General features: G+C 72.2%; 29 protein-coding genes. 17 read left to right on the plus strand and 12 right to left on the minus strand.

The genetic code is table 11. The annotated features are described in order from the left end of the window. The first annotated feature begins 7 nt into the window (after positions 1-7). From NYO98_RS01015 to ccsB, 4 genes are read left to right on the plus strand one after another with little or no spacing between them, the layout of a single operon-like run. On the plus strand, positions 8-463 hold the full coding sequence (locus tag NYO98_RS01015) for a TlpA family protein disulfide reductase (RefSeq protein ID WP_268109656.1): 456 nt from the start codon (positions 8-10) through the stop codon (positions 461-463). Next, positions 456-1,205, plus strand: a complete 750-nt coding sequence (locus NYO98_RS01020) for a cytochrome c biogenesis CcdA family protein (protein ID WP_268109657.1) — start codon at positions 456-458, stop codon at positions 1,203-1,205. Before NYO98_RS01015 ends, NYO98_RS01020 begins: the two co-directional genes overlap by 8 nt. Then, positions 1,202-2,860, plus strand: a complete 1,659-nt coding sequence (gene resB, locus NYO98_RS01025; protein ID WP_268109658.1) for a cytochrome c biogenesis protein ResB — start codon at positions 1,202-1,204, stop codon at positions 2,858-2,860. Before NYO98_RS01020 ends, resB begins: the two co-directional genes overlap by 4 nt. Next, positions 2,857-3,906: a c-type cytochrome biogenesis protein CcsB gene (ccsB, locus tag NYO98_RS01030; protein WP_268109659.1), complete on the plus strand. Its 1,050-nt coding sequence runs from the start codon at positions 2,857-2,859 to the stop codon at positions 3,904-3,906. Before resB ends, ccsB begins: the two co-directional genes overlap by 4 nt. Here ccsB and NYO98_RS01035 read toward each other — a convergent pair. Then, entirely contained in the window at positions 3,823-3,999 is a 177-nt protein-coding gene (locus tag NYO98_RS01035) for a hypothetical protein (protein ID WP_268109660.1), read from the minus strand. The two genes, ccsB and NYO98_RS01035, sit on opposite strands and share 84 nt — an antisense overlap. A gap of 36 nt (positions 4,000-4,035) precedes the next feature. Between NYO98_RS01035 and NYO98_RS01040 the strand changes: the two genes are divergently transcribed. After that, positions 4,036-4,299, plus strand: a complete 264-nt coding sequence (locus NYO98_RS01040) for a DUF4229 domain-containing protein (protein ID WP_268109661.1) — start codon at positions 4,036-4,038, stop codon at positions 4,297-4,299. Positions 4,300-4,335: 36 nt separating this feature from the next. Beyond that, positions 4,336-5,397, plus strand: a complete 1,062-nt coding sequence (locus tag NYO98_RS01045; RefSeq protein WP_268109662.1) for a DNA glycosylase AlkZ-like family protein — start codon at positions 4,336-4,338, stop codon at positions 5,395-5,397. On the opposite strand, the gene NYO98_RS01050 is transcribed toward NYO98_RS01045, so the two are convergent. After that, positions 5,384-6,640 (minus strand): GNAT family N-acetyltransferase, encoded by a 1,257-nt coding sequence (locus tag NYO98_RS01050; RefSeq protein ID WP_268109663.1) that lies wholly within the window; start codon positions 6,638-6,640, stop codon positions 5,384-5,386. The two genes, NYO98_RS01045 and NYO98_RS01050, sit on opposite strands and share 14 nt — an antisense overlap. 291 nt (positions 6,641-6,931) lie before the next feature. Here NYO98_RS01050 and NYO98_RS01055 point away from each other — a divergent pair, with 291 nt between their 5' ends. Next, complete coding sequence (locus NYO98_RS01055) at positions 6,932-7,372, plus strand: transposase (RefSeq protein ID WP_268109664.1); 441 nt, start codon at positions 6,932-6,934, stop codon at positions 7,370-7,372. Between the two features lie 298 nt (positions 7,373-7,670). Here the strand turns inward: NYO98_RS01055 and NYO98_RS01060 are convergent, their stop codons facing one another. Together NYO98_RS01060 and NYO98_RS01065 are read right to left on the minus strand one after the other, a co-directional pair. Further along, a complete protein-coding gene (locus NYO98_RS01060; protein WP_268109665.1) occupies positions 7,671-8,546 on the minus strand; it encodes a 1,4-dihydroxy-2-naphthoate polyprenyltransferase in 876 nt (291 codons plus the stop codon). A 12-nt stretch (positions 8,547-8,558) separates the two neighbouring features. Continuing rightward, positions 8,559-9,911, minus strand: coding sequence for an MFS transporter (locus NYO98_RS01065; protein WP_268109666.1), 1,353 nt, complete (start codon positions 9,909-9,911; stop codon positions 8,559-8,561). 87 nt (positions 9,912-9,998) lie between these two features. Here NYO98_RS01065 and NYO98_RS01070 point away from each other — a divergent pair, with 87 nt between their 5' ends. Then, positions 9,999-10,181, plus strand: coding sequence for a hypothetical protein (locus NYO98_RS01070; RefSeq protein ID WP_268109667.1), 183 nt, complete (start codon positions 9,999-10,001; stop codon positions 10,179-10,181). Between the two features lie 177 nt (positions 10,182-10,358). On the opposite strand, the gene NYO98_RS01075 is transcribed toward NYO98_RS01070, so the two are convergent. The 5 genes from NYO98_RS01075 to NYO98_RS01095 form a co-directional block, all read right to left on the minus strand. Then, entirely contained in the window at positions 10,359-10,724 is a 366-nt protein-coding gene (locus NYO98_RS01075; RefSeq protein WP_268109668.1) for a hypothetical protein, read from the minus strand. Between the two features lie 69 nt (positions 10,725-10,793). Continuing rightward, positions 10,794-11,039, minus strand: a complete 246-nt coding sequence (locus NYO98_RS01080; RefSeq protein ID WP_268109669.1) for a hypothetical protein — start codon at positions 11,037-11,039, stop codon at positions 10,794-10,796. A 151-nt stretch (positions 11,040-11,190) separates the two neighbouring features. Further along, positions 11,191-11,358 carry a hypothetical protein gene (locus NYO98_RS01085; RefSeq protein ID WP_268109670.1) on the minus strand — a complete coding sequence of 56 codons (168 nt, stop codon included), beginning with the start codon at positions 11,356-11,358 and terminating at the stop codon, positions 11,191-11,193. A gap of 42 nt (positions 11,359-11,400) precedes the next feature. Continuing rightward, positions 11,401-11,742, minus strand: a complete 342-nt coding sequence (locus NYO98_RS01090) for a DUF1801 domain-containing protein (protein ID WP_268109671.1) — start codon at positions 11,740-11,742, stop codon at positions 11,401-11,403. 22 nt (positions 11,743-11,764) lie between these two features. Next, positions 11,765-12,052 (minus strand): DUF1330 domain-containing protein, encoded by a 288-nt coding sequence (locus NYO98_RS01095; protein ID WP_268109672.1) that lies wholly within the window; start codon positions 12,050-12,052, stop codon positions 11,765-11,767. A gap of 93 nt (positions 12,053-12,145) precedes the next feature. On the opposite strand from NYO98_RS01095, the gene NYO98_RS01100 reads away from it, so the two are divergent. The 3 genes from NYO98_RS01100 to menD are packed head-to-tail and all read left to right on the plus strand — an operon-like array spanning position 12,146 to position 15,725. Then, positions 12,146-13,165, plus strand: a complete 1,020-nt coding sequence (locus NYO98_RS01100; RefSeq protein WP_268109673.1) for an AMP-binding protein — start codon at positions 12,146-12,148, stop codon at positions 13,163-13,165. 11 nt (positions 13,166-13,176) lie between these two features. Then, the gene (locus NYO98_RS01105) at positions 13,177-14,127 is read left to right on the plus strand and encodes an o-succinylbenzoate synthase (RefSeq protein ID WP_268109674.1); all 951 of its coding nucleotides are present in this window, start codon (positions 13,177-13,179) and stop codon (positions 14,125-14,127) included. Next, positions 14,124-15,725: a 2-succinyl-5-enolpyruvyl-6-hydroxy-3-cyclohexene-1-carboxylic-acid synthase gene (menD, locus tag NYO98_RS01110; protein ID WP_268109675.1), complete on the plus strand. Its 1,602-nt coding sequence runs from the start codon at positions 14,124-14,126 to the stop codon at positions 15,723-15,725. Before NYO98_RS01105 ends, menD begins: the two co-directional genes overlap by 4 nt. 64 nt (positions 15,726-15,789) lie before the next feature. Here the strand turns inward: menD and NYO98_RS01115 are convergent, their stop codons facing one another. Further along, positions 15,790-16,989, minus strand: coding sequence for a glycoside hydrolase family 16 protein (locus NYO98_RS01115; RefSeq protein ID WP_268109676.1), 1,200 nt, complete (start codon positions 16,987-16,989; stop codon positions 15,790-15,792). A gap of 137 nt (positions 16,990-17,126) precedes the next feature. Here NYO98_RS01115 and NYO98_RS01120 point away from each other — a divergent pair, with 137 nt between their 5' ends. Further along, positions 17,127-17,762 carry an MBL fold metallo-hydrolase gene (locus NYO98_RS01120; RefSeq protein WP_268109677.1) on the plus strand — a complete coding sequence of 212 codons (636 nt, stop codon included), beginning with the start codon at positions 17,127-17,129 and terminating at the stop codon, positions 17,760-17,762. A 13-nt stretch (positions 17,763-17,775) separates the two neighbouring features. Here the strand turns inward: NYO98_RS01120 and NYO98_RS01125 are convergent, their stop codons facing one another. Then, complete coding sequence (locus tag NYO98_RS01125) at positions 17,776-19,017, minus strand: isochorismate synthase (RefSeq protein WP_268109678.1); 1,242 nt, start codon at positions 19,015-19,017, stop codon at positions 17,776-17,778. Between the two features lie 120 nt (positions 19,018-19,137). Between NYO98_RS01125 and NYO98_RS01130 the strand changes: the two genes are divergently transcribed. Beyond that, positions 19,138-20,325: an AMP-binding protein gene (locus NYO98_RS01130; protein WP_268109679.1), complete on the plus strand. Its 1,188-nt coding sequence runs from the start codon at positions 19,138-19,140 to the stop codon at positions 20,323-20,325. A gap of 10 nt (positions 20,326-20,335) precedes the next feature. Here NYO98_RS01130 and NYO98_RS01135 read toward each other — a convergent pair whose 3' ends face one another. Further along, positions 20,336-21,340: a L,D-transpeptidase family protein gene (locus NYO98_RS01135; RefSeq protein WP_268109680.1), complete on the minus strand. Its 1,005-nt coding sequence runs from the start codon at positions 21,338-21,340 to the stop codon at positions 20,336-20,338. Between the two features lie 101 nt (positions 21,341-21,441). On the opposite strand from NYO98_RS01135, the gene NYO98_RS01140 reads away from it, so the two are divergent. From NYO98_RS01140 to NYO98_RS01155, 4 genes are all read left to right on the plus strand, one after another. After that, positions 21,442-22,131, plus strand: coding sequence for a demethylmenaquinone methyltransferase (locus NYO98_RS01140; RefSeq protein ID WP_268109682.1), 690 nt, complete (start codon positions 21,442-21,444; stop codon positions 22,129-22,131). A gap of 200 nt (positions 22,132-22,331) precedes the next feature. Further along, positions 22,332-22,691: an NADH-quinone oxidoreductase subunit A gene (locus tag NYO98_RS01145; protein ID WP_191194416.1), complete on the plus strand. Its 360-nt coding sequence runs from the start codon at positions 22,332-22,334 to the stop codon at positions 22,689-22,691. Between the two features lie 86 nt (positions 22,692-22,777). Further along, positions 22,778-23,332 (plus strand): NuoB/complex I 20 kDa subunit family protein, encoded by a 555-nt coding sequence (locus NYO98_RS01150; protein ID WP_268109684.1) that lies wholly within the window; start codon positions 22,778-22,780, stop codon positions 23,330-23,332. Further along, positions 23,329-24,180: an NADH-quinone oxidoreductase subunit C gene (locus NYO98_RS01155; protein WP_268109685.1), complete on the plus strand. Its 852-nt coding sequence runs from the start codon at positions 23,329-23,331 to the stop codon at positions 24,178-24,180. Before NYO98_RS01150 ends, NYO98_RS01155 begins: the two co-directional genes overlap by 4 nt. Positions 24,181-24,254: the final 74 nt, after the last annotated feature.

Raw genomic sequence — 24,254 nt, forward strand, 5'->3', positions numbered from 1 at the left:
CACCGGCGTGCCCACCGAGGTGGCGCCGGCCGATCGCGGCGAGCCCGTCGACCTGACCGGCACCGACCTCGACGGCGGCGAGGTCGACCTGGCCGACCTGCGCGGCGGCCCGGTGGTCGTGAACGTGTGGGCGTCGTGGTGCCCGCCGTGCATCAAGGAGCAGCCCGACCTCAACGAGGCGGCGGCCGCGCTGGGCGACGACGTGGAGTTCCTCGGCCTCAACATCCGCGACGCCTCACGGGACGATGCGGCGGCCTACGTCCGCGACCTCGGTGTGCCCTACGGCTCGATCTACTCCGCCGATGGCTCGGCACTGCTGCCGTTCGCCGGCACGCTGACCCCGCGGTCCATCCCCAGCACGGTGGTCCTCGACGCCGAGGGTCGCGTCGCGGCGTCGGTCAACGGCCGGATCCCGACCACCCAGACCCTGGTCTCGCTCGTGGAGACGGTGCGCGATGAGTGACTGGTTCCAGGAGACGGCCCTGTCCGGGTCGATGGTGCTGGCCCTGCCGGTCGCCCTCGCCGCCGGCCTGATCTCGTTCTTCAGCCCCTGCGTCATCCCGCTGCTGCCGGGCTACCTGTCCTACGCGACCGGCATCTCCGGGGGCGACCTCGACCAGGCGCGGCGCAGCCGGATGGTGCTCGGCGCGACCCTCTTCGTGCTCGGCTTCTCGGTCGTCTTCGTGCTGCTCGGGAGCCTCACCGGCGCGGCCGGCGCTTGGCTGTTCACCCACACCCGGCAGCTCAACGTCGTCCTCGGCGTCATCACGATCCTGCTCGGGGTCGCGTTCCTCGGGGCGTTCGGCTTCCTCCAGCGCGACTGGCGCATCCACAAGGTGCCCGCGGTCGGGCTGGCGGCGGCGCCGCTGCTCGGCTTCCTCTTCGGTGTCGGCTGGACGCCGTGCGTCGGGCCGACCCTGGCGGCGATCAACGTGCTGTCGGTCAACGAGGCCACCGCCGGCCGCGGAGCGCTGCTGTCCGCCGTCTTCGCGCTGGGCCTCGGGCTGCCGTTCATCGCCGCGGCGTTCGCCTACCGGCGGATGCTGGGCGCGTTCGGCGTGATCCGCCGCCACCAGCTGCTCGTCGTACGCCTCGGCGGCGTGATGATGATCCTGGTCGGCGTGCTGCTCGTGACCGGCTGGTGGGACCGCATCGTGCAGTGGCTCCAGCTGCAGGTCGTCCAGGGATTCACGGTGCCGGTGTGACCGACCTCCAGCCCGACCTGCGCCAGCGGCCGTCCGACGACCGCCAGGCCACCGCCCTGCCCACCGACCTGACGGCCCGCGAGCTGGGCCGGTGGACGTGGCGCCAGCTGACGTCGATGCGCACCGCGCTGGTGCTGCTGCTGCTCCTGGCGCTCGCCGCGATCCCGGGCTCGGTCATCCCGCAGGAGAACATCGACTCCCTGGCCGTCAGCCAGTGGCGCGACGACCACCCCAGGCTCGCCCCGATCTGGGACCGGCTGGACCTGTTCTCGGTCTACGGGTCGGTGTGGTTCTCCGCGATCTACATCCTGCTGATGGTCTCCCTCGTCGGCTGCATCATCCCGCGCCTGTTCGTCTACGCCCGCGCCCTCCGTGCGCGGCCGCCGAGGGCGCCCCGCCACCTGACCCGCCTGCCCGAGAGCGCGTCGTACACCACCGACGACGCCCCCGAGGTCGTGCTCGCGCGCGCCGCCGAGGAGCTGAAGGGCAGGCGCTTCCGGGTCGCCCGCGCGGACGACTCGGTCGACGCCGAGCGCGGCTACCTCCGCGAGGCCGGCAACCTGGTGTTCCACCTCGCCGTGATCGTCGTGCTCGTGGGTGTCGCCGCCGGTAGCCTGCTCGGCTACAAGGGCGGCGTCATCCTGCTCAACGGCGAGGACTACGGCTTCTCGAACAACCTGACGCAGTACGACGACTTCGCGCCCGGCGCGCTCTTCGACCCCGACGTGATGGAGCCGTTCTCCTTCAGCATCACCGACTTCGACGTCGACTGGATCACGGAGGGCGAGCGGGCGGGGATGGCACGCGAGTTCGTCGCCGAGCTCGACTACCGGACCGAGCCGGGCGGCGAGGACAAGACCTACGACCTCAGGGTCAACCACCCGCTGTCGATCGGCGGCACCGACGTCTTCCTCATCGGCCACGGCTACGCGCCCGTGATCACCATCCGTGACGGCGAGGGCAACATCGCCAAGCGGGGGCCGGTGGTCTTCCTGCCGACCAACGCCCAGACCTTCGAGTCCTTCGGCGTGGTCAAGGCGCCGTTCGCCCGGCCGGGCCAGATCGGCCTCGAGGGCACGTTCTACCCGACGTTCGCGATGGGCCAGGACGCCGACGGCAACCTCACGATGCCGGCCTCGGTCTTCGGCGAGGCGCTGGACCCGCTGGTGTCCCTCAGCGTCTGGACCGGCAACATCGGCGTGGACGACGGCAGCGCCCAGTCCGTCTACGTCCTCGACAAGGCCGATGCCACGCAGGTGACGAGGAAGGACGGCCGGCCGTTCCGCATGGACCTGCGGCCCGGTGAGACCGCGACGCTGCCCGACGGCCTCGGCACGGTGACCTTCGACGGCCTGCAGCGGTGGAACAAGATCCAGGTCAGCCGCAGCCCGGGCTCGCTGGTCGCGCTGAGCGGCGTGGTCGTCGCCCTCATCGGCCTGCTGGGCTCGCTCTTCGTGCGCCCACGCCGGATGTGGGTGCGCGCGCGCCGCCGGGACGACGGCACGACGGTGGTCGAGGTCGCCCGCCTCGACCGATCGTCGGGCGGGGACCCGGAGGACGGCGCCGACGAGCTCGCGGACGTCGTGGCAGCCTTGCAGGGAGAGCAGGGGCAGACCGGCTCGAGGACGAACAGCAACGAGGAGGAGCAGTCGTGACCGACAACCAGTGGGAGGTGTTCAGCTACGAGGCCGTCATCACCGCCGCGGTGCTCTACTTCCTCGCCATGCTCGCCTACTTCTTCGAGCTGGCGGTCCTCCGCACGGCCACCAAGGAGTCCGAGCTCGCCACCGTCGGCGCGACCGCCGGAGGCGTGAGCGGCGCCCCCGCCGCGGGTGAGCCACCCGCGCCCACCCGTCGCGGCGTGGTGGCCGGCCGCCTCGGCCTCGTCCTGACCATCTTCGCCGTCGTCATCCACTTCGTGGCGCTCGTCGCGCGCGGGCTCGCGGCCGACCCCAACCGGGTGCCGTGGGGCAACATGTACGAGTTCACGATCTCCGGCACCTTCGTGGTGGCGCTGATCTTCGTGCTCGCCACCACCCGCATCGACATCGAGTGGCTGGGCCCGCTCGTCACCACCTTCGTGGTCGCCGCCCTGATGGCCGCCTTCCTCGGCCTCGACGACACGGTGCTGCCCCTGCCGGACGCGCTGAACTCGCCGTGGCTGGTGATCCACGTGGTCGCGGCGGTCATCAGCACCGGCGCCTTCACGATCGGAGCGCTGCTCTCCGCGCTCTACCTGGTCAAGTCGCGCTCCGACGCCCCCACCGGCTACCTTGCGCGGGTGCCCGACCTCAAGGTGCTCGACCGGCTGTCCTACCGGATGCACGCGTTCGGCTTCCCCGTGTGGACCTTCGCCGTCCTCATCACCGGACCCATCTGGGCCCACCAGGCCTGGGGTGCCTACTGGAACTGGGACCCCAAGGAGGTGTGGGCCTTCATCACGTGGGTGGTCTACGCCGCCTACCTGCACGCCCGCGCGACCGCGGGCTGGCGTGGACGCAACGCGGCGATCCTGGCGCTGGTCGGTGCCGCGACGCTGTGGTTCAACTTCATCGGCATCAACTTCTTCAGCTCGAGCAGCCAGCACTCCTACGCCGAGAGCGTCGCGCCGGAGATGTCAGTCGTCGTCGGACTTCCTGGGCCGGTCGAGGCCGCGCAGGAAGTCGGGGTCGTCGTCGGGGCCGATCACCCGCGGGCGTGACGGTCCGCCCCCGTCGAGGCGGCGCAGCGTCAGCCTGACGAGGAACCACACGACGACCGCGATCAGGGCGACGACGAGCAGGACCTTCAGCATTCCTCCAATGTAGTCGGCACGACCTAGGCTGGGGGCGTGAAGGAGTTCGTTGTCTACACCGCCATGCGGCTCGCGCTGTTCCTGGCGTCGTTCGGTGTCGTCGTGGGTGTGATGGCCCTGGCCTTCGACGGTCGCTACAACCTCTTCTGGGCCGTGATCCTGGCGTTCCTGGTCTCCGGCATCGCCTCCTACTTCATCCTCAACCGGCAGCGCGAGGCCTTCGCGCAGCGCGTCGAGTCGCGCGCGTCCCGGGCGTCGGCTGCCTTCGAGCAGCGCAAGGCGCGCGAGGACCAGGACTGACGCAGGGCCGAGCCGGTGCCGCCACGGGTGACGCGGGTGCAGGCACTCGCCTGGCGGATGCGCCGCCAGCACCTGCTCGCGGGCGCCGCCGATCCGACGGAGGTCGTCCGGACCCTCGCGGCCGTGTCCGTCTTCGGCTCCGACCCCGACCTGTCCGTACGTCGACGGCTGGCGGCACCGGGCACGCCCGGGGAGGTGCAGCGCGCCCTCGCCGACGGCCGGCTGCTGCGGACGTTCTCGTTCCGCGGCTCGGTGCAGCTCATGGCGCCCGAGACCGCCGGCGTCTACCTCGCGCTCCGGTCGGCGGGACGCCAGTGGGCGCTGAGGAGCTGGGTCGACCACTACCGGCTCGCCCCCGACGAGTGGCCCGACCTGCGGGCGATCGTCCGTGAGGTCGTCGCGTCGGGCCCGGTGCCGCCGCAGGCCGTCGCCGACGTCCTCGCCCGGCACGAGCGCTTCACCCACCTGGCGAAGGAGTTCGCCGAGCCCAACCACACGTTCCTCAAGCCCTTCGCGTGGCAGGGGGACATCGCGCTCGGACCGGACCTGTCCGGGCCGCTGGTGCTGCAGAGCCCCGCTGCGGCGCGCGGCTGGGGCGGCGTGCCGGACCTCGGCGTGGCAGGTCCACGCGCCGTGCTCGACTACGTCGACGCCTACGGCCCCACGACGCTCGAGCACGTCGAGCACTGGCTCGGCGGCGGGCTGAGCGCCGGCCGGAAGCGGCTGCTGCGGTGGTGGGCCGAGGTCGCCGACGACCTGGTCGAGGTCGACGTCGACGGCGAGGAGCGGTGGCACCTCGCCTCGCGTCTCGACGACCTCGTGGCCACCCGGTCCGAGCCGACGGTCGTGCTGCTGCCGGGCAAGGACGACTGGGTGATGGGTCCGGGCACCCACGACACCTGGGTCGTGCCGGCCGGCCACCGCACCGCGATGACGCGCGGGGCGAACCCGGTGCTGGTCGACGCTGTCGTCGCGGGCACGTGGCGGGTCCGGGGTGACACGCTGGAGGTCGACGTGCCGGCGTCGGACGAGCTGGCGGCGGAGGCGGCCCGGCTGGGGTCGCTCCTCGGCACCGACCTCGACCTCAGAACCCCGTGAGGTTGTACGCCGGCTCGCGGAGGTCGGCCATCGCGGCGAAGCGTCGTACGGCGTCGTCCGCGCCGTCGACGCGCTCGGCCCGGTGCAGCTGCGCGACCGGCACATTGCCCAGGTAGAGCGAGCCGAGGGTCTCGGCCGTGACCCGGACGTCGGGCTCGTGCTCGGTGCGGGACACGGTCGCGACGCCGTCGGTCGCGGTCACCTCGTACCGTCCGGCCGCATGCCCCTGCGGGTCGTCGACCTCTAGCACGACCGTGCCGTCGGCAGCCCAGGGGCGCGCCTCGAGCGCCCGCGGGACGTCGAGGACGCGCAGCCAGAGGAACTCCTCGATCTCGGTGGTCTTGACGCGGTTGAGGTCGGTCAGCGCCCACATGAGCGGGTCGTCGGGATGGACGATGTTGAAGGTCACCGTCCTGACGCGGTCCAGCGACGCCAGGAACGACCACAGCCCGAGCTGCGCCTGCGGCGTGAGCGCGGCCATCTCGTCGACCTTCACCGAGTCCTTCTCCTCGTGCTTGAAGATCGCGAAGCCGTCGACGCGGCCGCCCTCGTCGAGGTGGACCGCGGTGCGGATCTTGCGGTGGGCGCCGCTGCCGCTGAAGTCGTAGGCGCCGGTGTGCATGTCCTCGTACTGCGCCGGCCAGTCGACCGACCCGCGCTGACGGGCGTGGAAGGTGTCGAAGACGCCCTTCACGTGGGGCCAGGCGTCAGCCGGCTCGAGGAGCTCGACACGACCGGGGTCGGTGAACGAGCGGAACGCGAAGCCGGCGGTGGTGTCGACGTCCGCACCCAGCCGGAACGTCGCCGGCCCGAAGCCCCACCGGCCGTAGATCGTCGCCTCGGACGCCGTCAACGCGGCGATCGGGATGCCCTGCGCCACGGCGTCGGCGAGGTCGTCCTCGATCATCCGGCGCAGCAGTCCGCGGCGCCGGTGCGCGGCGCTGGTCGTGACGTCGGTGACCATCCGCAGCGGCAGCAGCTCGCGGCCGGCGTTCAGCGTCTTGTCGAGGCTGGCGTACGTCGCGACCGGCATCGGCCCGGCGCCGAACTCACCCTCCGGCAGCCACGCGCCGCGGACGACGACCCGGTCCGCGCGATAGTGGCCGACCCAGCGGTCGATGAGCTCGTCCTCGGGGCGCGGATCCCGGAAGCCGCGCAGGACGGCGCCGACCCAGCCGCGGCGCCGGGCCACCGCCTCGTCGGACTCGTCGGAGAAGTCGAGGATCGCGAAGTCGTAGTCCACCCGGCCACGCTAGTGAGCGCGCGGCACGCGAGCCACGCATTTGATCCTCGGTGGTCGAGTGCCGAGGGACGAGCGAGGTGTGTCGGGACTCAGACGCTATGGCGTGACCGCCTCGGGGTGAGGGGGTTGCAGGCCGGGGCCTCTCGCATGCATGTACGTGGGTTGTCGGGCAGGAGCGGCCTGCTCGACCTATCCACAGGCATAGGAGGCCCCGGTGTTCACTGAGCGTACGAGCGTGACCGGCTCGACGCGCTCATCACCCAGCTCGCGGCGGACAGCGAGTTCACCGACGTGACCCGCCGCTTGTGCTGCCTGCGGGGAATCTCGACCCTGACCGGATTCGCGCTGGCCGTCGAGCTGGGCGACTGGCACCGGTTCAACGGGCACGGCATCGGCGCCTACCTCGGCCTGGTGCCGTCCGAGCACTCAAGCGGCCAGTCCCGCCGACAAGGCTCGATCACGAAGACCGGCAACAGCCACGCCCGTCGGCTGCTGATCGAGGCAGCCTGGCACCACAAGGCCCGCTACACCGTCGGCCCGGTCCTGCGCGCCCGCTGGGAACAAGCTCCCGAGGCCGCGCGCGTGCGCGCCCATGCTGGCAACACCCGGCTCAACCAGCGCTGGGCGACCTACACCCGACGGCACAAGACACACACGGTCGCGAACACCGCGATCGCGCGCGAGCTTGCCGGCTGGTGCTGGTCCCTGGCCACCCTCGAGCCAGCCGTGTAGACCCGCAACGAGACTTGGCTGGCCCGTCGAGGACCTGACGAGCAGCGCGAGGAGAACCGGTCCGCGATTCGGCTGTGAGCCACGAGCACGCTCGTGACGCTCGACCTCAGACAAGCAGACCACTCCAGCCGCACGCCGTCCTGCGGTACCCAACCCGCGAATATCAGCATTGACCGCGCGTCGAGAACGACACGCTGCGACAGGCCCTACGACATCCACCACGCCAAGAGAGGCGCCGCCAACACACCCAGTGTCGGCGGCGCCTCACCACGCCCTCTTGACACCCGAGGGCTACATATCAGCCGAGCACCAGCAGCGGCACCGCGACGAGGACCGACCAGATCAGCTCCGAGGCGCCCGTGGCGGCCAGGACCGGGACCAGCGCCGGGCCCGTCGCGCCGCCGAGGACCGCCCGCGTGGGGGACAGCGCCCGGGCGAGGAAGGCCAGGCCGACGAGCACCCACCACGTCGTCGAGGCGGCGACGGCGACCACCGCGGCGGCGGCGACCAGCACGAGGAACGCGTACAGGTAGCGGGTGCGCTCGTCACCCAGCCGCACGGCGAGGGTGCGCTTGCCCGCGACCGTGTCGGTGGGGATGTCACGCAGGTTGTTGGCGACGAGGATCGCACACGCGAGCGCCCCGATGCCCACGCCGGCGTAGAGGGCCGGCCACTCCCACGTCTCGGTCTGCACGTAGGTCGTGCCGACGACGGCGACCAGGCCGAAGAAGACGAAGACCATCACCTCGCCGAGGCCGAGGTAGCCGTAGGGCTTCTCGCCGCCGGTGTAGAACCACGCGGCCACCACGCAGACCAGGCCCACCGCGACGAGCCACCACGCGGTGGTGGCGGCCAGGACGAGGCCGGCCACGGCCGCCACGCCGAAGGCGGCGAAGGCGGCGCCCCGCACGGCACGCGGCGACGCCGCCCCCGAGCCGACGAGACGCATCGGGCCGACCCGGTCGGCGTCGGTGCCGCGAACGCCGTCGGAGTAGTCGTTGGCATAGTTGACGCCGACCTGCAGCGCGAGGCTGACGAGGAGGGCGAGCAGGGCCTTCCACCACACCGCGTGGTCGACGTACGCCGCCACGCCGGTGCCGGCGAGCACGGGCGCGACCGCGGCCGGGAGGGTGCGCGGTCGGGCGCCGGCGAGCCAGTCAGCGGAGGAGGTCACCGCCGGATTGTGTCAGGAGCCGAGCGGGCTCATGCCGCCAGGCTCCGCGGGCTGCTCCACCGTCGGCGGGCCCACCGGCGCGGCGTCTGCGGCCTTCGCCGAGGACGTGGCGTCGGCCAGGACGTCGGCCGGCACGTGCTGCTCGAGGAAGCGGCGGGCGAGGCGTACGGACGGGTGCAGACCGGCGGCGGCCGCGGTGACGAGCGCGGCGATGACGAGCCAGCCCAGGGAGCTCCAGTCCATCACGAGGAACGTGTAGAGGGCGGGCGCCCACACGCGCCCCAGCGTGCCCATCAGCTCGGCCGCGCCCTGGTACTCGCCGCGGCGGCGCGGGTCCATCAGCTCGGCCTCGAAGGTCCAGCTGGCCGCGGACAGGAACAGCTCGGCGCCGGTGAGGGTGACGTGGCCGAGGAAGAACAGCACGATCGTCAGGAGGCCCACCGTGTGGTGGGTCGACAGCGTGATGACGCACGACACGATGAAGAAGAAGGTCGAGATCCGGATCGCGCGCAGGCCGGTCGAGAGGTCGCGGATCCCCCGCGCGGCGGCCAGCGGCAGCAGGATGCACATGACGGTGTTGGTGCCGAAGAGGAAGGCCAGCACCACCCACGGGGCGTCGGTCTTCTGCACGAGCCACAGCGGGATGACGAGGTTGAGGATGACCTGGTTGGTCCACAGCACGCCGTCGCAGAACGACGCGGACAGCCAACCGACGTTCTTCATCGGGCCGGGGCCCTCGATCCGGACCTTGCGCTCCTCCGTGGTCTTGAGGTCGTGGGAGGCCGGTGGCAGGCGGGTGACGTTGATGGCGTTGAGGGCGAAGACGACCGCGGTGAACCACGGCAGCGACGAGATGACCGTCAGCGACTCGGTGGCGAGCGCGATGCCACCGGCCAGCGCGCCGAGGGTGAAGCCGACGTTGAGTGCGGAGTACATGTAGGCGCGGGACTCCACGCGCTCTGCGGCCGGCAGCACGTCGATCGTGTAGGCGCCGTGAGCCGCGCCGCCCAGCGACCCGACGACCTCGAGCGCCACGGCCAGGGCGACGTAGCCGGCGAAGCTGTCGATGAACGGCCAGCTGCACACCAGCGCCGCCTGGCCGGCGGAGCTGATCGCCCAGCAGCGCTTGGGCCCGAAGCGGTCGACCACCTTGCCCATCGGGTAGGCCGCGATGAATGCCGCGATGCCGGCGATGGTGAGGCCCAGGCCGACCTGGGGCCCGGTGAGGCCCACCACCTCGGTGAAGAACACCGCCGACCCTGCCATGAACGTGCCCTCGCCGAGCGCGAACAGCAGCGACTGCGTCGAGAGGCGACCGGCGAGCCGAGAGGGTGGGGTGAGGTATGCGATCAGCGCGGTGAACATCGCCGGCCATTCTGGCCCCCCGCACCGACAGCCGTCCTGCCATTTTCGGACGCGACCGTCATGCAGCCCCGCCCGTAGCATGTCGCCATGAACTTCTTCCGGCGGCGGGCCAGGGCCAGCTCGAAGGAGGAAGCCCTGGCCGAGGCGCGGAAGGCGACTGCGCGGCTACGTCGCGACAAGGAGGATCTCGAGCGCTACCGGGCGACGAAGCAGGCGAACCCCGCTGACCGGATGACGCCCAACCAGTGGCTCGGGAGCGGCGGGACCTAGCCGCAAGCGCCCCACACGACGGTGCGCGGCGGACGCATGCAGCCCGCACTGGCGCGGTGGGCCTCAGATCTGGCCAAGGCCTCGTCGGCGGCAGTGGCGACTGCTTACTGGGTGTGTCCCTGTTGGCGAGGCCAGTCACCGAATCCGCCGAGATGCGCGCTTCGTCGCGAGGGATGCTCAGCGTGTACCCGACGGGTTTCGCCACCGGAGGGTGACCACCCCGTCGTCCGCGACGGTCCGCTCGGCCGTTTCCACCATGCGGGTGTTCAGCTCTTCATCGAGAACCCAGTCAACCTCTTGCGCCCAGTCATCGAGGGACTCGCACACCTCGCCGGTCTGTGGTCCCTCAGGCATACGGCCAAGCGAGAAGCGGACGGCGAACACGTCGGCATGCCCGTCGTAGCGGAACCGCACCACAAGGTCGCTCCCGTCTGTAGTGACCTCCACGGGGCGGTAGGCCACCACCCGCGCCTGCCAGTTCGTCCGGTCGAAGCGCGAGCGGACGACAGATGCCGCGTCGTCGGCCGGCCAGAAGAAGTCCACGGCTGATGGTCGCTTCCACGCATGTCGTCCGCAACTGCCGATACGCGCGAGCGTGTCCGGACGGGCCCGCTACCGCTTGCGCACCACGGTGGCGCGGTAGCCGAAGCTATCCTGACCCGGCGCTTCCCACTCCAGATCAACCACATCGCCCTCGCTGAGCGACTTGTACTCGTAGACCTCGCTTTCGTGGCTGCTTGCCACGCGACGAGTCTCGATCACCGCGCAATGGGTCCAGCACCCACCCGGCGTCTCGGGGCTGTCCAGCACGCCCCACCCAAGGTCCTCATGCCACTCACGCACTTCAGCCCGAACCATGCGGTGAGGCTACGCCGACCACCGGGCGTTCAGGTTCGCGTCCGCATGCGTGCGGGCGCGCCGCCTTGTCGCCGCGGCGGCCACCGGGTGGAGCCGCATCTGTCGAAGAGCCGCCGCAACCGAGGCCGGTTCCGCACCGGCCGGGGCGCCGCTACCGAGGCCGGCCGTCCTCGTGGTCGCCGTCCGAATCGGGGCGGCCCTGGGCCATCCGCCCGGTGTCGCGCCGGATGCCCTCGGCCCGGCGTCGCTCGAAGAGCAGGATGGCCACGACGACGCCCACCATCACGACGACGGTGGCAACGAGCCGGAAGGCGTCCACCCCTCCACGATGGCACGCGGGGGCGAATCCGGTGTCGCGGCGTCAGTCGCGGTTGACCGCGATCGCCTCGCGGACGAGTGCGACGAAGGCGTCCTCGTCGACCCGGTCGTCCTCGTGGAGGTCGATCGCGCGTCGCGTGCCGGCGTCGAGGCTGGCGTTGAAGAGCCCGGCCGGGTCGTCGAGCGAGGCGCCCTTCGCGAAGGTGACCTTGACCTTGTCCCGGTAGGTCTCGACCGTGCAGAGGAGGCCGTCGCGGGAGAAGGTGGGCACGCCGTCGGGGTTGGACGCCTTGCGCCACTTCGCCTCCTCGGTGACGTCCGGATCGGCCTCGAGGACGAGCGAGCGGATCGTGGTGACGAGGCTCCCGCGCCAGTCGGTGGTCATGACGGCGACTGTATGCCCGCGCTCAGGCGCCGGGCACCACGCGCATGTCGCGGTCGGCGCCGCCGTCGAGGGCCCGGAGCGCCTCCTGGTAGGCCTCGCTCTCGTGTGCGGCGACGGCGGCCTCGACGGACGGGAACTCGATGACGATCGTGCGGGTGGCCGCACCCTTCTCGAAGGTCACCTCCGGCACGCCCCGCACGAGGAACCGCCCGCCCGCCCCGGTCAGCGCCGGACCCGCCAGCGCGGCGTACGCCGCCACCTTCTCGGGGTCGTGGACGGCCTGGTAGGTGGTGATCCAGTACGCGGTCATGGGGGCGACCCTACGGCGTGGTCGGGGCGCCGCCGCGGGCGTCTCGGCGGCGTACGTCGTGCTCCCGGTCGCGCAGCCACTAGCGTTCGTCGTGTGAGCTTCCTGCGGCCCTCGGACGAGCCCTCCGTCGTCATCCGGCAGCTGTCGCGGTGGCTGGAGGCCGACGCCCCGCCACCGCTGCTGATCGAGACCTCCGGGTCCACGGGCCGGCCCAAGGGCGTCGTCCTCCCGCGCCGCGCCGTGCTGGCCAGCGTCGAGGCGTCCGCGCGCCGGCTCGGCGGGACCGGCCGGTGGCTGCTGGCGCTGCCGTCGTCGTACGTCGCCGGGGTGCAGGTGATCGTCCGCTCGCTGGTCGCCGGCCACGAGCCCGTCGTCGTCGACGGCCTCGACGTCGGCCGGGCGGTCGCGGCCGACCACGCGGGGACCGCGACGTACGCCTCGCTGGTGCCGACCCAGCTCCACCGCATCGTGCGCAACCCCGAGCAGGTCGCCGCGCTCGCCCGCTGCGACGCCGTCCTGGTCGGTGGCGGCGGGCTCGACCCGGAGGTGCGCCGCGCGGCCGAGGAGCAGGGCGTCCGCGTCGTCGCCACCTACGGCTCGTCCGAGACCGCTGGCGGGTGCGTCTACGACGGCGTCCCGCTCGACGGTGTCGGGGTGACGATCGGCGCCGAGGGCAGGGTGCGCATCGCCGGGCCCACCCTCTTCAGCCACTACGCCGACGACCCCGAGCTGACCGCCGAGACCGTCGTCGACGGCTGGTTCCTCACCTCCGACGCCGGCCGCTTCGACGAGGACGGGCGCCTGCAGGTCATCGGCCGCATCGACGACGTGGTCGTCAGCGGGGGCGTGAAGGTGCCGGTGACCGCCGTCGCCCAGCGGCTGCGCGAGCACCTCCTCGTCACCGACGTCGAGGTCCTCGGCGTCCCCGACCCCGAGTGGGGCCAGCGGGTCGTCGCGGTGGTCGTCGGCAACGTCCACGAGGCCGAGCTGCGCGACTGGGTCAGCCTCGAGCACCCGCGGTCGTGGGCGCCCCGCGAGTTCAGGTGGGTGGACCGCCTGCCGCTGCTGCCCAACGGCAAGGTCGACCGGCAGGCGATCCGGGCCGCGCTGTGACGGCCCTGCCCATGGACGTGCTGCACGTCTTCTCCATCCCGCTGCGCACCAGGTTCCGCGGCATCACCGTGCGCGAGGGGGTGCTCCTGCGCGGCGACGCCGGGTGGGGGGAGTGGTCGCCGTTCCTGGAGTACGACGACGCGACCGCGCGCCCGTGGCTCGCCTGCGCCCGCGAGGCCGCCGACGTGGGGTGGCCGGAGCCGCTCCGGGACGCCGTGCCCGTCAACGTCACCGTCCCGGCCACCGACCCCGAGCGCGCGCACGCCATCGTCACCGCCGGGGGCTGCCGCACGGCCAAGGTCAAGGTCGCCGAGCCCGGCCAGGTGCTGGCCGACGACCTGGACCGCGTCGAGGCCGTGCGCGACGCGCTCGGGCCCGACGGCCTGGTGCGGGTCGACGCCAACGGGGCGTGGGACGTCGACGAGGCGGTCCGCGCGATCGCCGCGATCGACCGCGCCGCAGGCGGTCTGGAGTACGTCGAGCAGCCGGTGTGGGACGTCGAGGACCTCGCCGTCGTACGCCGTCGGGTGGACGTCCCGGTGGCCGCCGACGAGTCGATCCGCCGGGCCGAGGACCCCTACCGGGTCCGCGACCTCGAGGCCGCCGACGTCGCCGTCCTGAAGGTGCAGCCGCTCGGCGGGGTGCGCGCGTGCCTGCGCATCGCCGAGGACATCGGCCTGCCCGTCGTGGTCTCCAGCGCCGTCGAGTCGAGCGTCGGCATCGCCGCGGGGGTCGCCCTCGCGGCCGCGCTGCCCGAGCTCCCCCACGCGTGTGGGCTCGCGACCGTGCAGCTGCTGAGCGACGACGTGGTCGCCGATCCGCTGCTGCCGGTCGACGGCATGCTGCGCGTGGGCCGGCCCGACGTGGACGACGCAGCCCTGGCGCGGCTGGCGGCCGACGCCGACCGGGTCGCCCACTGGCGCGACCGGCTCGCGTCGGTAGGGCAGGATCGGCCCTCGTGAACCCGTCCACCCGGCTGGCCAGGGACGTCGTCACGGCACTGCGCGGCTCCCGGGTCCGCGAGGTCGTGGTGGCCCCCGGGTCGCGCAATGCCCCGCTGTCCTTCGCGCTCTACGACGCCGCGCTGGCGGGAGGGCTCCGGCTGCACACCCGCATGGACGAGCGGACCGCCGCCTTCCTCGCCCTGGGCCTGGCCAAGGTGTCCGGCGAGCCGGCGGCCGTCGTGTGCACGTCGGGGACGGCGGTGGCCAACCTCGTCCCCGCGGTGATGGAGGCGGCCCACGCGGGGGTGCCCCTGGTCGTCGTCACCGCCGACCGGCCGGCGCGCCTGCGCGGCACCGGCGCCAACCAGACCACCGACCAGGCCGGGATCTTCGGCCCCTTCGCCCGGACGCTCGACGTCGCCGCGGCCGACCTCGGCGAGCTGCTGGCGTTCGTGCGCACCCACCGCCACACCCGGCCGGTGCACCTCAACGTCCAGCTCGACGAGCCCCTGCTCCCCGACGACGGCTGGGACGGGGGAGAGGTCCCGGACTGGACCGACACCGACCCCGGTCCGGTGCAGTCGAGCGAGCTGCTCGACCACGGTCCGCGCACCGTCGTCGTCGCGGGCGACGACGCAGGCCCGATCGCTCGGGTGATCGCCGAGCGGGCGGCCTGGCCGCTGCTCGCCGAGCCGTCGAGCGGCTGCCGCACCGGTGACAACGCGATCCGCACCTACCGGCTGCTCCTCGGTGGTGAGCTCGGCCGGCAGGTCGAGCGGGTCGTCGTCCTGGGCCACCCGACGCTCTCGCGCCCGGTCGCGCGGCTGCTCGCCCGCGACGACGTCGAGGTCGTCTCCGCCCGGCACCGCGGCCTGTGGACCGACCGTCCCTTCGCCGTCGACGCCGAGTGCGACCACGTGCTGGTGCACGACGCCGTGGACCGCTCCTGGTTCGAGGCCTGGAAGGAGGCGGACCGCGCCACGTCGCGCGGCCTCGACCGCCTCCTCGCCGCGGAGGCCGACCTCACGCCGTACGAGGTGGCCGGCGCGGTCAGCCGCGCGCTCCCGGCGGGCGGCCTGCTCGTCGTCGGCGCGTCGAACCCCGTGCGCGACCTCGACCTCATGGTCGCCCGCTACGAGGTGGGTGGCCGCCGCAAGGTCATCGCCAACCGTGGCCTGGCCGGGATCGACGGCACCATCAGCTCCGCGATCGGCGCCGCGCTGGGACGGCCGCGGTCCACGCGCGCGCTGGCCCTGATGGGTGACGTGACGTTCCTGCACGACACCACCGGTCTCTTTCTCGGCCCGCGCGAGGAGCGTCCCGACCTGACGATCGTGGTGGTCAACGACGACGGCGGGTCGATCTTCGCGACGCTCGAGCAGGGCGCGCCGGAGCACGCCGACCGCTTCGACACGCTGTTCGGCACTCCGCACGGTGTCGACCTCGCGAGCCTGTGCGCGGCCGCGCGGGTGCCGCACCTGCGGGTCACCGGCCTGCCCGAGCTGGAGCAGGCCCTCGCGACGCCGAACGGCGGCATCGAGGTCGTCGAGGCCCGCGTGCGCCGCGACAACCGCGCGGAGCTGGACGCAAAGATCCGCGCCCTGGTCCTCCCCTGAGACAGGGGGAGCGGACCAGGGCGCGGATCGTCGTGCCGGGTGAGTCAGCGACTCACGACGTGACTCAGGGCTGCGGGGTCTCCCACACGCGGACCCAGTCGACGTACATGTGCTGCGGGAGCTTCTTGTCGGACATCTCCAGCGCCTCGTAGTCGGAGGCGAGCAGGCTCAGGATGAGGTACTGGCGGGCCTTCGAGACGCGGGCCGACGTGCGCCAGGTCTCCTTGCCGTCGATGCGGAAGATGATCGTCTTGGGCGTCCACTGGACCGAGAAGACGTGGTAGTTCTTCGACCAGCCGTCCTTCTTGTTCGCCAGGAACGACTTCGAGTCCTTGATCCACGAGCCGGTCTTGATCAGGCGCTTGCCCTTGTACCAGTGGATGAAGCTGGTGAGGCCACCCTGCGGGTGCTTGTCGCCGAAGTACTCGATGATGTCGATCTCGTGGCCGTCGCTGCCCGGGCCGTTGCCGCCGTTGGGCTGCGACCAGAAGCTGGCGTGCTGACCCTGGAGCTTCTGCATCTTGATGCGGGCGGCGGCGACGCCGTAGCGGAAGTCGAAGGTGTTCTCGGTGCCCACGTGGCCGTTGAGGCGGTAGGAGATCTTCTTCTTGAGCTTGCGCGAGGTGGCCTTGCACTTGCCCTTGGCGGACTTGTCCTTGATGACGCTCAGGCGCAGTGTGCCGCCGCCGACCTTGACGGCCTTCGGGGAGCCCTTCGAGCACTTGCGCTTGCTCTGCGGCTCGTACTTCTGGCCGCGCATGCCCCACACCTGGCTCAGCGAGCTGCCGGAGAACTCGTCGCTGAAGGTCGGGGTCAGCCACTGCGTGGTGTCGGCGGAGGTGCTGGAGACCTCCTTGAGGCCCTTGAACTTCTGGGCGGTGACGCGGTAGGTCACGGCGGCGCCTCCGCTGGAGACCGCGGCCTTGAAGTTGGCGTCGCCGGACTTCTCCTGCTTGGCGGTGCCGACCTTCTTCCAGGATGTCCCGTCGAGGCGCTCGAGGACCACCTTGCGGCCGACCTTGACCGGCTTGATGGTCGCGGTGACGGCGGCCTTGGCGGAGTCGGCGCTGGCGGTGCGCTTGCCCTGCTGGACGATCTGCGGGAGCACCTCCACCGAGATCTTCTGGCCGGCCTTCTTGGTCACCGACGAGGTCGCGGGGCGGGCCGCGGTGTCGGTGGCCGAGCCGGTCTCGACCGTCAGGAGCAGGGACGCGGGCAGGAGCAGCGCGGCGGCGCTGCCTGCGAGCACGCGGCGTGCAGACATGTAGGACTCTCTTCGTCTCGGGTGCGATTTGGTGATTCCCCCAGGGCACTCCACCCGTCGGAGGCTGCCCCACCCTAACCTTCTGCCCCACCCGTACGACGATTCCCCACCCGTGGGGCGCGCCTAGCATGGGGTCCATGCGGATCACGAAGTTCGGCCACGCGTGCGTCCGGGTCCAGGGCGACGGCGGTGTCGTCGTCATCGACCCGGGCGTCTTCACCGACCCGGGCGCGCTCGACGGCGCGGACGCGGTCCTGATCACCCACGAGCACGCCGACCACGTGCATCCCGACCACCTGCGCGGCAGCGGCGTGCCGATCTGGACCATCGCCGCCGTCGAGCGGCTCCTGCGCGAGCAGGCACCCGAGGTGGCCGACCGGGTCACGGTCGTGCGGCCCGGCGACCGGCTCGAGGTCGCGGGCACGGCCGTCGAGGTCGTGGGCGAGAAGCACGCGGTGATCCACCCCGACTACGACCGCTTCGACAACTCGGGCTACGTCCTGGAGTCCGGGGGCGCGAGCGTCTACCACCCCGGCGACGCGCTGACCCCGCCCGGCCGCGCGGTCGACGTGCTCCTCGCCCCGGTGAGCGCGCCGTGGCTCAAGGTCAGCGAGGCCATCGACTTCGTGCGCGAGGTCGGGGCGCCCCGGTCGATGGGCATCCACGACCGCGTCTACAGCGACATCGGCCTCGACATGGTCGCCACCCACATGGGCAACCTGCTGCCGGAGGGCCAGGCGTTCGAGCGGCGCGAGCCGGGCCAGGACCTCTAGGCGGACCTCGGTCTCAGCCGGCGCCCAGCGCGTCGCGCACGGGCACGAACTTCGCCTGCGACTCCGCCAGCTCCGCCTCGGGGTCCGAGCTCGCCACGATGCCGCAGCCCGCGAAGAGCCGGACGCCGCCCTCGGTGATCATCGCGGAGCGCAGCGCGATGCCCCACTCGCCGTCGCCGGAGGCGTCCATCCAGCCGACCGGGCCGGCGTAGCGCTCGCGCGGCATCCCCTCGATCTCGGCGATCAGCCGGGTCGCGTCGACGGTAGGGGTGCCCCCGACCGCTGCCGACGGGTGGAGCGACTCGGCCAGCTGCAGCGACGTCGCGTTGTCGTGGACGACGCCGTTGACGTCGGTGGCCAGGTGCATGACGTTGGGCAGGTGGAGGACGAACGGCGCCTCCGGCACGTTCATCGACGAGCAGTGGGGCTCCAGCGCGTCGGCGACCGAGCGCACGGCGTACTCGTGCTCCTCGAGGTCCTTCGACGAGCGGGCCAGGGTGGCGGCGAGGGCGAGGTCGCGCTCGTCGTCGCCGGTACGACGGATGGTGCCGGCGAGCACCCGGGACGTCACCAGGCCGCGCTCGCGGCGCACCAGCATCTCCGGGGTGGCTCCGAACAGGCCGTCGACGTGGAAGGTCCAGCACATCTCGTACTGCGCGGCGAGCCGGTGCAGCGGCCACCGGACGTCGAGCGGCTCGTCGGTGGTCGCGACGAGGTCGCGGGCGAGCACGACCTTCTCGAGGTCGCCGTCGGAGATCCGGCGGACGGCCTCGGCCACGACCGACATCCACTCCTCGCCGTTGCGGGCGCCGTCGGAGAAGACGAGGCCGACGGGCGGCTCGGGGGCGGGGGCAGGCACGAGCGCGGGCGCCTCGACGGAGACGGTGGTCAGCCAGGTCCGGTCGCCGCGGCGACCCACGACGACCTGCGGGATGACGAGCACGGACTCGCCCGGCTCGTCGGCGAACGCGAAGGCCCCGAAGCAGACCAGGCCCGTGCCGGGCTCGACGACCTGGTCCTCGACCTGGGCGCGGGCGACGGTCTCGGACCACCACTTCACGGCGTCGCTGAACCGCGTGGGTCCCGACGTCTCGAGGCGGGCGGCGACCCCCCAGCCCACCAGCCCCTCGCCGCGGCGCAGCCAGCTGACCGGCTCGTGCTGCGGCAGCAGGTCGAGGAGGGGGAGATCCGCCAGGTCCACCGGGACGGTGCGCACGACGAGCGGCGGGGTGGGGGCGGACGCGGGGGTCGTCACGAGGGGGGAGCCTACGCCGCCGCGTGGCGGGGGAGGAGGGGAGATCGGCCAAACGGCGAACACGAGAGGCGTACGTCACCTAGGTTGCGTCGGTAACCGTCACCCCCTAGGAGCCCGCCCGTGCCTGCCCACGAATCTCCTCTCGTCCGGCTGGAGCGACACGCGCGCAACCGGGCGCTCGAGGTCGCCGTGACGGAGGTGCGCGACGGGACGTGGACCTCGCTGACGTGGAACGAGCTCTACCGGCGGGTGATCGACGGAGCCGCCGGCATGATCGAGGCGGGGGTCAACCCCGGCCAGGTCGTCGTCATCCGGGTCGCGACCGGCATCCGCCAGCTGGAGCTCGAGCTCGCCACCCGGGTCGCGGGGGCAGTGCCGCTGCTGCTCCCCGAGCACCTGGACCCGGCCGAGGTCGGCCGGCTCCTCGACGAGGTCGAGGTGCGTCTCGTCGTCGTCGACGCCGAGAGCCGGCTGACGCTGCTGCGGCGGGCCGCCCTGGCCGACGCCCAGCTGTTCGAGTGCGACGACCGCTCGTGGGAGCGCCTGCGGGGCATGGGGCTGGAGCGGCGCAAGCGCCAGCCCGACCTGCTGTCCTGGGTCGCCACCGCCCGCGCCGGGGCCTCGTCGGCGCCGGTGCTCGGCCTGCCGCGGGAGAAGGCCCAGGCGTGGCTCTTCCGCCCCGACTGCTCCGGCGCCCTCTCCGACCTGACCGGCGACGACGTCGTCCTGCTGACCGGCGAGGCGACCGACCGCTTCACGACCGTCGCCCGCGACGCGCACCTCACGTCGGGCTGCACCCTCGCGTGGGTCGAGGACCCCGACCAGCTCGAGGGTGCCCTCGCCCACGTCCGTCCCACGCACGTGCTGCTCGACCGCAGGGCGGCCAGGGTGCTGGAGGACCTGCTCGAGGCCGCCACGGTCGACGGCGTGCCGTGGCACGCGACGCCGCGCGACGTCCTCGAGGCGATGTCGGCACAGGTCGCCGAGGCGCGGCTGGGCTCCAAGGCGCGCAAGCTCGCCGCCGAGGTGTCCGCGCTGGCCCCGTGGTGGGGCGGCCGGCTGCAGGTGCTCGTGATGGACGCGCGGGTCAACCGGACCGTCAGCGGCCTGGCGACGACCCACGGCTTCCGCATCCGCCGCGTCGCGCACCACCCGGCCGTCCGGCTCGAGCTGGCGCGCGAGCACGCCGTGGTCGCCGTGCCGGCGGCACTGCAGGTGGAGGCGGCGTCGGTGTCGCTCCCGCGTCGCGGCCGGGCGGGTGACGGGCTGGACTCCGCCTTCTCGCTGGCCGGCACCCCCGGCTCCTGAGCCGGACGGGTCAGGAGCGGTAGACGATCACCTTGTCGCCGAGCCTGACCCGGTCGAACAGCCATTCCACGACCGCGCGGTCGCGGACGTTGACACACCCGTGGGACGCGCCGTTGTAGCCGTTGGCGGCGAAGTCGGGGGAGTAGTGCACGGCCTGGCCGCCGGAGAAGAACATCGCGAACGGCATCGGGGTGTCGTAGAGGCTCGACACGTGGTCGCGCGACTTGCGGAACACCGTGAACGCCCCCTCGCGGGTGGGCAGCTCGTCGGAGCCGAAGCGCACCTCGACGGTCTTCAGGACGGCGCCGTCGACGACCCAGCGCAGCGAGCGCGACGTCTTGTCGACGCACATCGCCCGGCCGGTGAGGCAGCGCGGGTCGAGGGCCGGGCCGGTGGGCACGATGTTGAAGAGCTCGGCCTTCGTGGGCTCGCGGGTCATCTCCTTGAGCCGCGTGAGGGTGCGCCGGTCGACGGCACCTGTCACCGGGATCCGGCGCTTGGCCTGGAACCCCTCCACCGCCGTGACGGTCGCCTGCGTGTAGCGGCCGGTCACGCGGGCGTCGTACCACCGGACCTGCTTGAGCCGGGCCTGCACCTGACGCACCCACATGCCGGTGTCCCCGCGCTGCAGCAGCGGCTTGCCGGGCGTGTAGACGTTGTGCAGCGCCTCGGTCGTGGGCGTGGTCGTGAGGCCGACGATCCTGGTCCACGTGCGCTCGTCCACGACGCCGTCGGCGGTCCAGCCGCGCCGGCGCTGGAAGGTCGCGACGCCGTCGCGCGTCTCGCGGTCGAAGGTGTTGGTGACGACCTCGGAGTGCAGGTCGAGCTGGTGCAGCCGGCTCTGCAGCACCCGCACCCGCCACCCGGTGTCGCCCAGCTGCATCGGGGCGAAGGCGGCGCGCGAGGCGGACGGGACGCCCGCAGCGGACGCGGCGCCTGTCGCGGCGACGCCGGTGAGACCGGTCAGGGCGCAGAGCAGTGCCAGGACGAGAGCGAGTGCGCGGTGGCGTGACATGTGGGTCCTCCCCGGGAAGCCGGCGACGGTGGTGATCATAGGGACGTACGACGACACCCCCGCGTTGCACCTCCCGGGGTTCGGACGCCTACGCTCGCGACGTGGCCCGCGCTGACCTGGACAAGCAACCGACCGACGTACGTCGCATGTTCGACACCGTGGCCAAGCGCTACGACCTCACCAACGACCTCATGACGGCGGGCATCCAGCGCACCTGGCGCCGGGCGATGGTCGACGCCGTCGCCCCGCAGCGCGGCGACCTGGTCCTCGACCTGGCGGCCGGCACCGGGTGCTCCAGCGAGCCCTTCGGCGCCCACGGGGCCACCGCCGTGCCGTGCGACTTCTCCGTGGGGATGCTGCAGCAGGGCAAGAAGGACCGGCCCGCGCTGCCGTTCGTCGCCGGCGACGGGACCCGTCTGCCGTTCCTCGACGACACCTTCGACGCGGTCACGATCTCCTACGGCCTGCGCAACTTCGTCGACCCCGTCGCGGGGCTGCGGGAGATGCTCCGCGTCACCCGCCCGGGTGGCCGCCTCGTGGTGTGCGAATTCAGCACCCCGACCAACGGTGCGCTCCGCACCCTCTACCTCGACGGCTTCATGCAGGCCCTGCCGCGGATCGCCTCGCTCACCGCGAGCGCGGCCGACGCGTACGTCTACCTCGCCGAGTCGATCCGCGCGTGGCCCGACCAGGAGGGGCTCGCCGCGATGGTCGCCGAGGCCGGTTGGCAGCGGCCCGAGTGGCGCAACCTCACGGGCGGCATCGTCGCCCTCCACCGCGCCACCGCCTGACCCATCCGCTCCCTATTTAGGGAACGCCCGCGTCACCTAAATCCGCAGGCAGGGCGCCGTTGCGCGCTGGCGACACGGTCCGCACCCCGACGTGACGCACGCCGCACCGGCGTCCTAGACTGTGGCGCGCGCCACTCGTGAAGCCGTTCACAAAGTCACATGCCCAGCTGGGCGCGGCGCAGGCCACCGGAAGGGAAGCGATGGAGCTCTACACGCCGATCCTGGCGCTGGCACTCATCGCGACGGGCTTCGCGGTCTTCTCCGTGATCATGAGCGCCGTCGTGGGTCCCAAGCGCTACAACCGGGCCAAGCTCGACTCCTACGAGTGCGGCATCGAGCCGACGCCGCAGCCCGTCGGGGGCGGCAGGATCCCGGTGAAGTACTTCATCACGGCGATGCTGTTCATCGTCTTCGACATCGAGATCATCTTCCTCTACCCGTGGGCCGTCCACTTCGACCAGATGGCCCTCTTCGGCCTCGTCGAGATGGTCCTCTTCATCGCGACTGTGTTCGTGGCGTACGCGTACGTGTGGCGCCGCGGCGGACTGGACTGGGACTGACCAGCCATGAGTGAGCGAAGCGAGCGATCAATCCAGCACAGCTGCCGTCGGGCCCCGCGGCAGCCCGGAGCGAAGCGAGGACTGTCGTGGGCATAGAAGAAAAGCTGCCGAGCGGCGTCCTGCTGACGACCGTCGAGGGCGTCGCCGGCTACATGCGCAAGGCGTCGTTCTGGCCCGCCACCTTCGGCCTGGCCTGCTGCGCCATCGAGATGATGACCACCGGCGGGCCCAAGTACGACCTCGCGCGCTTCGGCATGGAGGTCTTCCGCGCCAGCCCGCGCCAGGCCGACCTGATGATCGTCGCCGGTCGGGTCAGCCAGAAGATGGCCCCCGTCCTGCGCCAGATCTACGACCAGATGCCCGAGCCCAAGTGGGTCCTCGCGATGGGTGTGTGCGCCTCGTCGGGCGGCATGTTCAACAACTACGCGATCGTCCAGGGCGTCGACCACGTCGTCCCCGTCGACATGTACCTCCCCGGCTGCCCGCCGCGCCCGGAGATGCTCATCGACGCGATCCTCAAGCTGCACGACCAAGTCCAGCAGACCAAGCTCGGTGCCAACCGTCGTGACGAGGTCGCCGAGCTCGAGACCGCCGCCCTGCGCGCGCTGCCCACCTCGGAGATGAAGGGCCTGCTCCGGTGACCGACAAGCCAGACGAGAAGCACGCCGGCAGGGCCGAGGACGAGTCCGACGACAAGACCGACAAGAACGAGGCGGCGCGTCCGGCCGAGGAGCGCAACCTCGAGAAGGCCAAGTCCGAGACCGGCACCGGCAGCGGCGTCGAGCAGCGGGCGCCCGAGCAGTCGCCGGAGAACCTCCCCGGCCCGACCGGCGAGGTGCACGCGGTCGGCGAGCGTCGCGGCATGTTCGGCGTCACCGGCACCGGCGACACCTCCGGCTACGGCGGCCTGGTCGCGGCGAAGGTCTTCCCGGCGCCGACCCAGAAGCCCTACGGCGGCTGGTTCGACGAGGTCGCGGGCGCGCTCGAGGCGCGGCTCGAGGCCACCGAGCTCACCTCCGCCATCGAGAGCGTCGTGGTGCACCGCGGCGAGATCACCTTCCACGTCCGCCGCGAGGACCTGCCCTTCGTGGCGCAGATGCTGCGCGACGACGAGGCGCTGCGCTTCGAGTTCTGCTCCGGTGTCAGCGGTGTCCACTACCCAGACGACACCGGTCGCGAGCTGCACGCGGTCTACCACCTGACGTCGATGACCCACAACCGACGCATCCGCGTCGAGGTCACCGCGCCGGACAGCGACCCCCACGTGCCGAGCCTGGTGAGCATCTACCCGACGCTCGACTGGCACGAGCGCGAGACGTACGACATGTTCGGGCTGATCTTCGACGGTCACCCCGCTCTGACCCGGGTGCTCATGCCGGACGACTGGCCGGGCCACCCGCAGCGCAAGGACTACCCGCTCGGCGGCATCCCCGTCGAGTACAAGGGCGGGTCCATCCCTCCGCCGGACCAGCGCAGGAGCTACAACTAATGCCACCCCACGACGTTCTTCTCCTCCGCTTCGCTCCCCCGAACAACGCCGCGGGGACCCCGGCTGCTCACAGG

It is taken from the genome of Nocardioides pini, assembly GCF_026712185.1.
Classification (GTDB): domain Bacteria; phylum Actinomycetota; class Actinomycetes; order Propionibacteriales; family Nocardioidaceae; genus Nocardioides; species Nocardioides pini.